Genomic DNA, 12,975 nt, shown 5'->3' on the forward strand with positions numbered 1-12,975 from the left:
GGAAAACGAAGTTATCTCACCCTCGGTTTACTCCCCTGTTGGCATTTGATGCGGGGCGAGCGATAAGACTGGCGCGTCTCCGCTCCGATATTATGCAGGATTAACGGCAAACAGGCGGTATTGCTGAGAGGAGCGCAACGGGCGGCCGTTATCATCTAGTACCGTCAAATCATCATTTTTCGCCAAAAAATAACGCTTGCTCCCGTGGGAGTTTGTGAGCACCAGTTTATCCGCGGTGCGTTGCCATTGCCCTTTCTCTAGCCGGCGCAGGGGATGCCCTCCGCCATCAGCCACATGCGTCTTCAGAACGAAGCTACCGTCGGCGTCAAGATACAGCGCAATAGTCCGGCTATCGGGTAACGATCCCCGATAATGCTGCGCCATCGGCTGCAGCGACTCAGACTGAACGGCCGGATGAGAATGGCAGCCGATGAGCCCCGACAGACCGAACATCAAGACACTGCTGATGATCAGCTTATGCATCATAATCTCCCTGCTTTTCTGCGCATCTATCGCTACGAGCGAGGTCTGTTTCGCATGCGTTAAACGTGACTGCGACCCTCGACACAGCCACCCGTTTAGCGCAGAAACGAAGGAAAGGATGGCCTGATTGAATAGCGATCATCCCTATTGCTACGCAATTTTCCAGTCATCAAAAACGACTTCCAGATGATTCTGAGCGTCCGATAACCAGATGGTGCCTTCCTGCAAGGTAGCCTGCAGCGACATGTTACGCCCGACCAGAGTGGTCATCTGCATCAGCTGTTTATCATCCAGAAAACGCACCGTCAGGTTGGAAAGCTGCGCCGTTTTATCCGCCATCGTTTGCCACCAGACTCGCGCCGCGCGCTCGTTGTAGGCATATAACACCACCTCGCGCGACAAGCTGCATGCTTTCTTTAGACGCTTTTCATCCGGCAATCCCAGTTCGATCCACAGCTCAATCTGCTGATCGTCACTGTGCCGCCAGATTTCAGGTTCGTTGTCGGCACACAGTCCTTTCGTAAACCGTAATGTCTCGTCGGCGTGGCAAATCCACGCCAGCAGCCGCAGCATCATTCGCTGATCGGTTTCGGAAGGATGCTGCGCTATCGTCAGTGCGGCATCGTGAAAAAAATGGCGGTCCATATCGGCAATATTGACTGCCGCTTTGTACACCGTTGCTTTTAACGCCATGTTTCACCTCTTGGTTGGGGCCGACAGTGTACTGGAGAACCGTCGTGCCTCACACCCCGGCGTTGGTCTTACACCTCGGGCATAATACTGATAACCGGTCAATGCCTATGCTATAGTCGGCTGGCAAGATAGCATTCATTTTCTTCTTAGGCTTACCACCTCCGGTGACGTCATTATGAAGGCTACCAAGCTGGCTCTTAGGGAGGGTATAGTGCAAAAATACGGTGAATTAGTACGTCGTCTCTATGCAGAGATCGCCAGCGGTGACCTGGGTTATCTACCCGATGCACTGGGTTGTGTATTGAAAACCCTGGACGAAATTGCCCTAAACGGCGATTTACCGTCCTCAGTCAGGGAACAGGCGGCCTATGCCGCCGCTAACTTATTGGTGAGCGATTATGTCAATGAGTAATGAATATCAACCCATCAATTGTGATGATTACGACAATCTTGAAGCCACCTGCCAACAGCACCTGACGTTGACGGTGGAACTGCGTAACGGTGAAGTCGTGTCCGGCAAAGCCTCTGACATCATCTCACGCAAGCACGTCGAATATCTGCTGCTTGATGATGCGGGCGATGTCAGAGAAGTTCGGCTTGACCATATCCTCAGCTTCAGCCATCCCGAAATAGGTAAAATCCTGGTTAGCGAACCCTGACCGAACTTTTTCCTGCCAATTTAAACGGACAACCTGGTTGTCCGTTTTCACTTCAAAAACCCTATTACGGCAGAGAAGCAGGATGCCAGGCAATACGCCAGGCCGTGTCTTCCGACTCGGGACGCCCTTCACGCGTGACAAACGTTCCCACCGCCGCAATAAGCTGTTCGCCGTAGAAGATCAACGGTGTCCGCTCCCTCAACCAGGGCGCAATCCCTAGCTCCTGCCACAGTTTTTTTATCTGGCGCCCGTGTTCGCGCCCGACGATATGAAATTTTCCCTGCGCATGAAAGCGAACGGTTACTGCTTCGTCGGGATACGGACGGCGCACCGCAATCCCCTGAGCCCCCAAGACCAGCGATCCCAGCCCTGAGGGAAGCGCCAAAGGCGCTGACGGCGGGTCCCAAGTCAAAACGGCCTCTCGGAGCGACGCACACAGCGGCAAAACATATAAACAATCGCGAAAACGTCTAATCTGCCACTGTCCCAGCATCAACTGCGGTTCCGCGTCCCGCCGACAGAGTGCCACCTCCTGCCACAACCGCTGTAGCTGCTCCTGCGAAGGCATCCGCACACCCTCAGCCGCCAGCCAACGCCGCAACAGTGCGGAGCGCCGCTGCGGGCTGAAAGAGTCGAGATCCGTAATCGACAATCCGCCGTCAGAGCGGCGAAGCGATTGCAGTGACTCGGCCAGCAACTCATCCAGCAGTTGCTCTTGTTCCGCGCAGAGCTTGGCGCTACGTGAGACCGCCGTCGGAAAATGAGGCCAACGCTGCGTCAAAACGGGTAAAACGTGGCGACGCAGGAAATTGCGATCAAAGCGATCGTCGCTATTGCTGTCGTCTTCGATCCATTTCAGGCCGTGATACGCCGCATACTCGGCAAGTTGAGCGCGGCTACAGTTCAGCAACGGTCGTAAAAGAGTCCGCTCGCCGAACGGTGTCGACGATGCCATCGCCGACAGGCCCGCGGGGCCACTGCCCCGTTTGAGTGCCAGCAGGAAAGTTTCACTCTGATCGTTGAGATGCTGCGCCGTCAGCAGCGCTTCTTCCGGGGATAGATGTTGGCGAATGGCCTGATAGCGCGCCTCGCGGGCCGCCGCTTCAATCCCCCCTTGCTGCGCCTCCACTTTCACCCGCAGAGTACTGAACGGGATATCCCAGGCGGCACACTGCCTCGCGCAGTGCAATGACCAGTTGTCGGCGAACTCACTAAGTCCGTGGTGGACATACGCCGCCCGCAGCAAAAACCCGCGCTGTTCGCGTAACGTCACCAGCAGATGGAGCAGCACGGTGGAGTCCAGCCCGCCGCTGTAGGCGAGCAGGTAGCGGTCGCCGGACGTCACCTGACGCTCGACCGCGTTTAATAGAACCTCATCAATACGAGCAGAGGCATTATCGTTCATACAATTCCAACGGCAAATCATCCGGGTCGGCAAAGAAGGTGAAGCGTCGCCCGGTCTCTTCATCGATACGAATAGGCTCGCAGTTTACGCCCCTGCGGGCCAGCTCGCGGACCGATTGGTCGATATCATCCACGGCAAAGGCCAGATGTCTGAGCCCCTGAGCTTCGGGACGACTCACGCGCGAAGGCGCCCCCGGGAAAGAGAACAGCTCAATGACGTATTGGCCATTCAACGCCAAATCGCCCTTCCAGGAGTCTCTGGCGGCACGGTAAATCTCGTGCTGCAGGGTGAATCCCAGCAGGTCGCAGTAGAAGCGCTTACTCCGTTCGTAGTCAGATGCAATGATGGCAATATGATGAATTCCTTGAAGTTTCAGCATAGCGATTCCCGGCAACCACGGTAAGAGGAAAGGATAAGGGCCATCATAACAAAAAAGTCCGCGGTCATTGCTGACCACGGACTTTTTCAGACGGAGAGAACAATCAGCAGTAGCCGTAGTTCATCAACCGCTGGTAACGACGATTCAACAGTTCCTGATCGCTGAACGCATCCAGCTCACGCAGGTCGGCCAGCAGCTGAGATTTCAGCGATGCCGACATAGCGTCGACGTCGCGGTGTGCGGACCCCAGCGGTTCGGGGATCACCGTGTCGATCAAGCCCAGTTCTTTCAGACGCGGTGCGATAATGCCCATCGCTTCCGCGGCTAACGGCGCCTTGTCCGCGCTTTTCCACAGGATAGAGGCACAGCCCTCAGGGGAAATCACGGAGTAGGTGCTGAATTGCAGCATGTTGACCTTATCGCCCACGCCGATCGCCAGCGCGCCGCCGGAGCCACCTTCACCGATGACGGTGCAGATGATGGGAACGCTCAATTCGGACATCTCACGCAGGTTACGGGCAATCGCTTCAGACTGGCCGCGTTCTTCCGCGCCCACACCCGGATAAGCGCCCGGAGTGTCGATGAAAGTGATGATCGGCATTTTGAAACGCTCGGCCATCTCCATCAAACGTAGCGCTTTGCGATAACCTTCCGGCGCCGGCATACCGAAGTTGCGGCGAATTTTTTCTTTGGTTTCACGGCCTTTCTGGTGGCCGATGACCATCATGGGACGGCCATCCAGACGCGCAATGCCCCCAACGATCGCTTTATCGTCAGCGTAGGCGCGGTCGCCTGCCAGCTCATCGAAATCGGTGAAAACGCGTTTGATATAGTCGAGCGTGTAAGGACGCTGAGGATGACGTGCCAGTTGAGCAACCTGCCATGCGCCCAGATCGGCGAAGATTTTACGCGTCAGTTCTACGCTTTTTTCGCGCAGACGCTTAACCTCTTCATCCAGGTTTATATCCAATTTTTCGTCTTGACGGCTGACGGCGGTCAAAGAGTCAATTTTCGCCTCCAACTCTGCAATCGGCTGCTCAAAATCAAGAAAATTCAGACTCATAGTAATCCTATATTAGTCAAATTCCAGTTCTACCTGTTCATTACCCACTATGGTGCGCAGATCGTTCAGGAGCACGTCGGTCGGGGTCACGCGCCATGCCGCGCCGAAGCGTAGCCGAGCTCGCGCATCCTCCCGCTGGTAATAAAGATGCACCGGAATCGTCCCCGATCGATGGGGATCCAACGATTGACGGAGACGGTTTAACAACTGGTCATCAATTTGCCTGTCAGTCAGCGAGATAGCAAGTCCACGCGCATATTTTTCCCGCGCTTCACTGATATCTAAAATCTCGCGCGCGGTCATTTTAAGCCCGCCGCTGAAATCATCAAAACTGACCTGTCCACTGACGATCAAAATTCGGTCTTGTTCCAGCAAATGCTGGTATTTATCCAATGCATCGGTGAACAACATCACCTCCAGACGACCGGAGCGATCGTCCAGGGTACATAAACCGATACGGTTGCCTCGCTTGGTCACCATAACGCGAGCGGAAAGCACGAGGCCCACCGCAGTGGTGATTTTGCCCCGGTCCGTTGGGTGCATATCTTTCAAACGCACGCCTGCGGCATAACGTTCGATTTCCTTCAGATATTGGTTGATGGGATGGCCGGTCAAATACAGACCCAGCGTTTCCCGCTCACCATCCAGTACGACCTGTTCCGGCCAAGGGGGAACCGTGCTGTAGGACTGTTCGACCTGCTCATGCGTTTCCGCCAGCACGCCGAACATGTCCACCTGACCAATAGCCTCTGCTTTTGCATGCTGTTCGGCCGATTTCATCGCATCCTGCAATGAGTTCATCAGCGCCGCGCGATGCGGGCCGAGACGGTCGAACGCACCGGACATAATCAGCTTTTCCAGCACGCGGCGGTTGAGCTTTTTGATGTCCGCGCGCGCGCAGAGGTCGAACAGATCGCGGAAATAGCCGCCCTGATTACGGGCTTCGATGATGGCCTCAATCGGCCCCTCGCCAACCCCTTTGATCGCCCCGATGCCGTAAACAATCTCACCGGCGTCGTTGACGTGGAAATGGTACAGACCGCTATTGATGTCCGGCGGCAGGATTTTGAGCCCCATACGCCAGCATTCATCCACCAGTCCGACGATCTTGTCGGTGTTATCCATATCCGCCGTCATGACCGCGGCCATGAATTCCGCCGGATAATGCGCCTTCAGCCACAGCGTTTGATAAGACACCAGCGCATAAGCGGCCGAGTGCGACTTGTTAAAGCCGTAACCGGCGAATTTCTCCACCAGGTCGAAGATTTTCATCGACAGTTCCCCGTCGATACCCATCTTCTCTGAGCCGGCTTTAAACACCGAGCGCTGCTTGGCCATCTCTTCGGGTTTTTTCTTACCCATGGCGCGGCGCAGCATATCCGCGCCCCCCAGAGTATAGCCGGAGAGCACCTGGGCTATCTGCATCACCTGTTCCTGGTACAGGATGATACCATAGGTCGGTTCGAGCACCGGTTTCAGCGACTCGTGCTGCCACTCAATATCCGGATAGGAGATGGCTTCCCGACCGTGCTTACGGTCGATGAAGTTATCCACCATCCCTGACTGCAGCGGGCCCGGACGGAACAGGGCCACCAGTGCGATCATATCTTCGAAGCAGTCGGGCTTAAGACGTTTGATCAAGTCCTTCATGCCGCGGGATTCCAGCTGGAACACCGCGGTAGTTTCCGACCGCTGCAGCATGTCGAAACTTTTTTTGTCGTGGAGCGGAATGGCGGCGATATCGACCGGCGGCAACCCTTGCTTTTCCTGACGCGGGTTGATCATCTCCAGCGCCCAGTTGATGATGGTCAGCGTACGCAGACCCAGGAAGTCGAACTTGACCAGCCCGGCGTACTCCACATCGTTCTTGTCAAACTGGGTGACCGGGTGTTGCCCTTCCGGGTCGCAATACAGCGGCGCGAAGTCGGTAATTTTGGTCGGTGAAATCACCACGCCCCCGGCGTGTTTGCCGGCGTTACGGGTCACCCCTTCGAGTTTGCGCGCCATGTCGATCAGCGCTTTGACTTCCTCATCCGCCTCATAGATTTCGCCCAGCTGCGGTTCCGCGGCAAACGCTTTTTCCAGCGTCATTCCCGGATCGGGCGGCACCAGCTTGGAAATGCGATCAACGAATCCGTACGGATGACCCAGCACGCGCCCCACGTCTCGGATCACCGCCTTCGCCGCCATGGTACCGAATGTAATGATCTGCGATACCGCATCGCGACCGTACATATCCGCCACGTGATCGATAACCAGGTCGCGTTTTTCCATGCAGAAGTCGACGTCGAAGTCGGGCATGGAAACACGTTCCGGGTTCAGGAATCGTTCGAACAGCAGATCGAACGCCAACGGGTCGAGGTCGGTGATTTTCAGCGCATAGGCGACGAGCGACCCGGCGCCAGAACCTCGTCCCGGCCCGACGGGCACATCGTTATCTTTCGACCACTGGATAAACTCCATCACGATCAGGAAGTAGCCGGGGAAGCCCATCTGGTTAATGACCTGCAGCTCGATATCGAGGCGCTCGTCATAAGCCGGCCGCCGCTGCGTTCGCTCTTCTTCATCAGGAAACAGGAACGCAAGACGTTCTTCCAGCCCTTCCCGAGCGCACATGACCAGATAATCTTCCGTCGACATATCGCCGGTAGGGAATTGCGGCAGGAAGTACTCACCCAGTCGAATGGTCACGTTGCAGCGCTTGGCGATTTCAACGCTGTTAGCCAGCGCTTCGGGAATGTCGGCAAACAGCTCGCACATTTCCTCTTCGTTACGCATGTACTGCTGGGGACTGTAGTTGCGCGGCCGCTTGGGATCGTCCAGGGTGTAGCCGTCGTGGATCGCTACGCGAATTTCGTGGGCGTCGAATTCATCGGCGTTGATGAAACGTACGTCGTTGGTTGCGACGACGGGCAGGCCGTGCTTGGTGGCCAGCGCTACCGCCGCATGCAAATAACTTTCTTCATCCGACCGGCCGGTACGGATCAACTCTAGATAGTAACGCTGCGGAAAGTGTTTCTGATAAAAAGCCAGACACTGTTCCACTAACGCGTCATTGCCACGCAGCAGGAACTTGCCGATGTCACCCTGACGACCGCCGGACAGCAACAGCAGGCCTTCCTGATGTTCCACCAGCCAGTCGCGATCTATCGTCGGGCCAGCAGCGCCATAGCCGCGCTGGTAGGCGCGAGAGATCAGTAGCGTCAGATTCTGATAGCCGGCGTTGTTCATCGCCAGAATAGTGAGGTGCGCCAGTTCGTCGGCCAGCTCCTCGCTCTGCAAATAAAAATCCGCGCCGACGATGGGTTTGACGCCAGCGCCATGAGCGCCGCCGTAAAATTTCACCAGACCGCACAGGTTGGAATGGTCGGTGATCGCCAGCGCTGGCATGCCCATCGACGCCGCTTTTTTCACCAACGGTCCGACCTTAGCCAGCCCATCGATCATGGAATAGTCACTGTGAACACGCAGGTGAACAAAACGTGGTTCGGCCATCTCCAGATCCCAGTATTGATTAAATCGAATGTCGCCGGCGACTCATAGGTCCGCAGGCATCACATAATCTGTGCTGGCGTTACGCCAGCCCCAGCGCCCGTTTCACCGGAGCAAAACTGCGGCGATGATGATGCGTTGCGCCGTGCATCGCCAGTTTTTCCAGATGGTAAGCCGTGGGGTAACCTTTGTGCTTCGCAAAACCGTAATGCGGGAACAGCAAATCCAGCGCTTCCATCTCGCGATCCCGCGTCACTTTCGCCAGGATGGACGCGGCGCTGATCTCCGGCACCCGGCTATCACCTTTGACGACCGCCAGTGACGGCATTGGCAAGGCTGGGCAGCGGTTGCCGTCGATCAACACGTAGTCGGGCGTCAAAGACAGGGCAGCCACGGCACGCTGCATCGCCAGCATGGTGGCGTGCAGGATATTCAGACTATCGATTTCGTCCGGTTCTGCCCGGCCCAGGCTCCACGCCAGCGCTTTTTCTTTAATTTCATGATACAGCGCCTCGCGCCGTTTCGCGCTGAGCTTTTTGGAGTCGGCCAGACCGACGATTGGTCGGGCCGGATCGAGAATGACGGCGGCGGTCACGACAGCGCCCACTAGCGGGCCTCTTCCGACCTCATCCACGCCGGCAATACAAGTTGCCTGCGGATAAACGAAAACATCATTCATGGTTTTGCCAACTCCAGTACCGCCTGAGCCGCCTGCTCATCGGCATCACAACGTATCTGCTGATGCAGATGTAAAAAGGTTTCTTGTAACTCGTGGACCTGAACGCTGTCCTGTAACCACGGCAGCAAAGCCTCTGCCAGCTTGTCCGGGGTGCATTCGGTTTGCAGCAGCTCTTTCACCAGTTCACGCCCGGCCAGCAGATTAGGCAGTGAAACCCACGGCGTTTTGACCAGTTTGCTGGCCAACCAGAAGGTGAACGGCTTCATCCGATAACCCACCACCATTGGACACTTCGCCAGCATGCACTCCAGCGCCGCCGTCCCCGAGGCCAATAGCGCCGCATCGCTGGCGATCATCGCCTCGCGCGCTAACCCATCCAGCAGACGGACATTCAAATCCGGCGCGACCTCATTTTTGATCTCTTCGAACTGCTGCCGTCGCTTGGCGTTGACCAGTGGCACGACAATCTCCAGATCGGGGCAGGATTCGCGCAAGAGTCTGGCGGTCAGAAGGAAATCCTTGCTCAGCATTTCGACTTCTGCGCCGCGGCTACCCGGCAGTATCGCCAGACAGCGAACATCAGGAGCAATCCCCAACGTCGCCCGGGCGGCCAGTTTATCGGGATGCAGCGGCATCGCGTCGGCCATGGTATGGCCAATGAAGCGGCAGGGAACGTTGAAACGGTCGTAAAACGCCTTTTCAAAAGGCAAAAAGGCCAACACTAAATCGGTAGCTCGACCAATTTTGAAAACGCGTTTTTGGCGCCAGGCCCACACGGAAGGGCTGACGTAATGAATGGTGGTGATCCCGCGCTGCTTCAATCGCCCTTCAAGCGTGATATTGAAGTCCGGCGCGTCGATGCCGACGAAGACATCAGGCTGCAACTCGGTGAAACGTTGGGCCAGGTCCCGGCGGATTTTCAGCAGACGCGGCAGGCGCTCCAGCACCTCCACGATGCCCATCACCGCCAGCTCTTCCATTTCGTACCAGGCTTCACACCCCTCGGCTTGCATGCGCGGACCGGCCACGCCGACAAAGCGCGCATCCGGGACTTGGTGTTTGATGGCGCGAATTAAACCGGCGCCAAGAATATCGCCGGAGGTTTCTCCGGCGACAAGGGCAATAGTCAGGGGACGGGTCATAAGCGTCAGCGAATAATGCCGCGCGTAGAGCGGGTGAAGAAGTCCAGATAAGCCTGAACCGCAGGATGGTCGGCGGCTAGCGCTTCGATCTCTGGCTTGACCTCATCCAGCGTCTTACCGCTACGATAGATAAGCTTGTAGGTGTTGCGTATTGCGTGCAACGTCGGTTTATCAAAACCACGGCGCTTCAACCCTTCGATATTGATACCGAACGGCGTGGCGTGATTCCCCTGAGCAATCAAGTACGGCGGCACGTCTTGAGCCACGCCGGAGCAGCCGCCGACCATGACGTGCGCACCGATGACGCAGAATTGATGTACAGCGGTCATACCGCCGATGATAGCGTAATCATCGACGGAAACATGGCCGCCCAGCGTCGCGTTATTCGCCAGGATGCAGTGATTTCCCACGACACAGTCGTGAGCTATGTGCGTATTGATCATCAGCAGGTTATCGCTGCCGACTTTAGTCACCCCCTCGTCCTGCGCTGTTCCCCGGTGGATAGTCACGCTTTCGCGGATGCGGTTGCGATCGCCTATCTCAACGCGGGTCGGCTCGCCTGCGTATTTCAGATCCTGATTAACTTCACCGATCGAAACAAACTGATAGATCTCGTTATCGTTTCCGATACGAGTGACTCCGTTAACCACGACGTGCGATTTCAGCACCGTTCCCGCACCGATCTCTACCTGAGAACCGATCCAGCAGAAGGGGCCGATGTGTACGCCGGCACCGATGACGGCTCCGTCTTCAACAATCGAACTGGGATGAATAAAGGCGGTTTGATCAATCACGTTATCAGGCCTCCCGACGACGAGCGCACATCATCTCTGCTTCACAAGCGATTTCACCATCCACTTTCGCAACGCCTTTGAAACGGGCGACGCCACGGCGTTCTTTGATGAATTCCACTTCCAATACCATCTGATCGCCCGGCTCAACAGGACGTTTGAAGCGCGCATTGTCGATCGCGGCAAAATAGTACAGCTCGCCGGGTTCCAGTTTGCCGACGCTTTTAAACGCCAGGATACCCGTGGCCTGAGCCATAGCTTCTAGGATTAGCACGCCGGGGAAAATCGGTTTACCTGGGAAATGCCCCTGGAAAAAGGGTTCATTAAAGGAAATGTTTTTCACTGCACGTAAAAATTTGCCTTCTTCGAAATGCAGTACGCGGTCTACCAGCAAAAACGGATAGCGGTGCGGCAACAGTTCCAGAATCTCTTCAATGTGCAGAGTATGGGTGTCAGTATTCAAAATACTCTTCCTGTCTTAATAAAAACGTCATCAACAATGCAGACCGCGGCTCCCCAATAGAGGGAGCCTCACACAGTCTGCCAATAACAAAGCAAAACAGCTTTGCCCTTCCCTGCAGCAAAGCTCGGTAGAACTGAAGCCAACAGACTTAACTTTTATCGAGTTTTCGCTCTATGGTCTTCAATCGCTTGCTCATGTCATCAATATTCATGACCAAAGCCGCCGTTTTACGCCATGCTTTATTCGGCTGCAGTGGTATGCCCGAGGAGTATACACCAGGCTCGGTGATAGGACGCATAACCATCCCCATTCCCGTCACCTTAACTTTGTCACAAATTTCCATGTGACCATTTATTACGCTGGCGCCGCCAATCATGCAGTAACGTCCGATTGTCAGACTACCCGCCATGATAACGCCTCCGGCAACTGCGGTATTGTCGCCAATCACCACGTTGTGTGCAATCTGGCATTGGTTATCAATGATGACGCCGTTGCCGATGATTGTGTCATCCAACGCGCCACGGTCGATCGTCGTATTGGCGCCAATCTCTACGCGGTCGCCAATCATGACCGTGCCCAACTGAGGGATCTTCACCCAGTTGCCGCGATCGTTGGCATAACCAAACCCGTCCGAGCCAATGACCGCACCGGACTGAATCAGACACTGTTCGCCCAGCACAACATTGTGATAAATCGTGACATTGGCCCACAAACGGCTGCCCGCGCCGATGCGCGTATTCTTGCCGATGAAACAGTTAGCGCCGATGACGGCACCATCGCCCAGCTCAACGCCGGACTCAACCACCGCATTCGGGCCGATTGAGACGTTTTTACCTACGCGTGCATCCGACGCAATCGTCGCCGCAGGCGAGATATCTTCGGCCGGCGCCGGCGTCGTATCCATCACCTGCGCCATACGCGCATAGGTCAAATAAGGGTTTTTCACCACCAGAGCGGCGGTATGACAGAAAGGCAAATCGGCTTCGGTCACCACAACGGCGGATGCCTGGGTGGTCGCAAGGCGATCGCGGTAACGGCTGTCAGACAAGAAAGTGATCTGACCTGACTGAGCAGAATGCATTGATGCGACAGCGGTGATGACGATATCGCCATCACCGTGCAACTGTGCATCCAACTGTTGTGCTAAAGCATCCAGTCGAATTGAAAACATCGAATTATTTAACCTGTTTCAGCACGTCGGCAGTAATGTCTTTCGCGTTGTCCGCGTAGGCGACAGCGTTAGCATCAATGACGATGTCATAACCCTGTTTGCTGGCAACACTTTTCACAGCATCCTGAATACGGCTCAGGATTTTGTTACGTTCTTCCATCTGGCGACGACGGTTGTCCTGATCAAATGCCTGCGCTTTAGTCGAGAACTGCTCGCGCTGTGCCATGATGCCTTTTTCCATCTTGCTGCGTTCGCTGGCTTTCATCGTAGAGCCATCACGCTGCAATTTTTGCATTTTCTGCTGCAGATCGCGTTCCATATTCTGAAGCTCTGACGCACGGCCGCGGAACTCACTGTCCAGCTGCTTGGCGACGGTTTCGCGTTGCGGCAATTGCTGGAAGATGCTGGATACGTTTACCACTGCAATTTTATCAGCAGCTTGAACGCCCGCTGATGCAGCTAATGCCAGGCCAAGACCTGCGGCACACAACCACTTTTTCACTATAAACTCCTCACGCTAACCTATTTGTGTCTTAACACACTCGTGTATGCACA

Annotated in this window: 14 protein-coding genes; 2 read left to right on the forward strand and 12 right to left on the reverse strand. The window is 55.6% G+C overall.

The features are described 5' to 3' along the window. Nucleotides 1-90 precede the first annotated feature (90 nt). Nucleotides 91-483: a copper resistance protein NlpE N-terminal domain-containing protein gene (locus AU511_RS06745; protein WP_167372005.1), complete on the reverse strand. Its 393-nt coding sequence runs from the start codon at nt 481-483 to the stop codon at nt 91-93. 150 nt (nt 484-633) lie between these two features. Next, complete coding sequence (locus AU511_RS06750) at nt 634-1,176, reverse strand: YaeQ family protein (RefSeq protein WP_094109197.1); 543 nt, start codon at nt 1,174-1,176, stop codon at nt 634-636. Between the two features lie 211 nt (nt 1,177-1,387). On the opposite strand from AU511_RS06750, the gene AU511_RS06755 reads away from it, so the two are divergent. Both AU511_RS06755 and rof read left to right on the forward strand, forming a co-directional pair. Continuing rightward, nucleotides 1,388-1,588 carry a YaeP family protein gene (locus AU511_RS06755; protein WP_094100902.1) on the forward strand — a complete coding sequence of 67 codons (201 nt, stop codon included), beginning with the start codon at nt 1,388-1,390 and terminating at the stop codon, nt 1,586-1,588. Then, a complete protein-coding gene (gene rof, locus AU511_RS06760; protein ID WP_094100869.1) occupies nt 1,575-1,835 on the forward strand; it encodes a Rho-binding antiterminator in 261 nt (86 codons plus the stop codon). Before AU511_RS06755 ends, rof begins: the two co-directional genes overlap by 14 nt. Nucleotides 1,836-1,899: 64 nt before the next feature. On the opposite strand, the gene tilS is transcribed toward rof, so the two are convergent. The 10 genes from tilS to skp all read right to left on the reverse strand — a co-directional run bounded on the left by tilS (nt 1,900) and on the right by skp (nt 12,922). Continuing rightward, the gene (tilS, locus tag AU511_RS06765; RefSeq protein WP_240503781.1) at nt 1,900-3,240 is read right to left on the reverse strand and encodes a tRNA lysidine(34) synthetase TilS; all 1,341 of its coding nucleotides are present in this window, start codon (nt 3,238-3,240) and stop codon (nt 1,900-1,902) included. Beyond that, entirely contained in the window at nt 3,230-3,619 is a 390-nt protein-coding gene (locus AU511_RS06770; protein ID WP_094100871.1) for a VOC family protein, read from the reverse strand. Before AU511_RS06770 ends, tilS begins: the two co-directional genes overlap by 11 nt. Before the next feature lie 103 nt (nt 3,620-3,722). Then, nucleotides 3,723-4,682, reverse strand: coding sequence for an acetyl-CoA carboxylase carboxyl transferase subunit alpha (accA, locus tag AU511_RS06775; protein ID WP_094109199.1), 960 nt, complete (start codon nt 4,680-4,682; stop codon nt 3,723-3,725). 12 nt (nt 4,683-4,694) lie between these two features. After that, entirely contained in the window at nt 4,695-8,177 is a 3,483-nt protein-coding gene (gene dnaE / locus AU511_RS06780) for a DNA polymerase III subunit alpha (RefSeq protein ID WP_094100872.1), read from the reverse strand. A gap of 79 nt (nt 8,178-8,256) precedes the next feature. Further along, nucleotides 8,257-8,853, reverse strand: a complete 597-nt coding sequence (rnhB, locus tag AU511_RS06785; RefSeq protein WP_094100873.1) for a ribonuclease HII — start codon at nt 8,851-8,853, stop codon at nt 8,257-8,259. Then, nucleotides 8,850-9,995, reverse strand: coding sequence for a lipid-A-disaccharide synthase (lpxB, locus tag AU511_RS06790; RefSeq protein WP_094109200.1), 1,146 nt, complete (start codon nt 9,993-9,995; stop codon nt 8,850-8,852). Before lpxB ends, rnhB begins: the two co-directional genes overlap by 4 nt. 5 nt (nt 9,996-10,000) lie before the next feature. Further along, nucleotides 10,001-10,789 carry an acyl-ACP--UDP-N-acetylglucosamine O-acyltransferase gene (lpxA, locus tag AU511_RS06795; protein WP_094109201.1) on the reverse strand — a complete coding sequence of 263 codons (789 nt, stop codon included), beginning with the start codon at nt 10,787-10,789 and terminating at the stop codon, nt 10,001-10,003. Between the two features lie 4 nt (nt 10,790-10,793). Next, nucleotides 10,794-11,249: a 3-hydroxyacyl-ACP dehydratase FabZ gene (fabZ, locus tag AU511_RS06800; RefSeq protein ID WP_074727805.1), complete on the reverse strand. Its 456-nt coding sequence runs from the start codon at nt 11,247-11,249 to the stop codon at nt 10,794-10,796. A 148-nt stretch (nt 11,250-11,397) separates the two neighbouring features. After that, nucleotides 11,398-12,420 (reverse strand): UDP-3-O-(3-hydroxymyristoyl)glucosamine N-acyltransferase, encoded by a 1,023-nt coding sequence (gene lpxD, locus AU511_RS06805; RefSeq protein WP_094109202.1) that lies wholly within the window; start codon nt 12,418-12,420, stop codon nt 11,398-11,400. A 4-nt stretch (nt 12,421-12,424) separates the two neighbouring features. Next, nucleotides 12,425-12,922 (reverse strand): molecular chaperone Skp, encoded by a 498-nt coding sequence (gene skp, locus AU511_RS06810; RefSeq protein ID WP_094100878.1) that lies wholly within the window; start codon nt 12,920-12,922, stop codon nt 12,425-12,427. Nucleotides 12,923-12,975: the final 53 nt, after the last annotated feature.

This window comes from Lonsdalea iberica (assembly GCF_002111585.1).
In the GTDB taxonomy this organism is placed as follows: Bacteria; Pseudomonadota; Gammaproteobacteria; order Enterobacterales; family Enterobacteriaceae; genus Lonsdalea; species Lonsdalea iberica.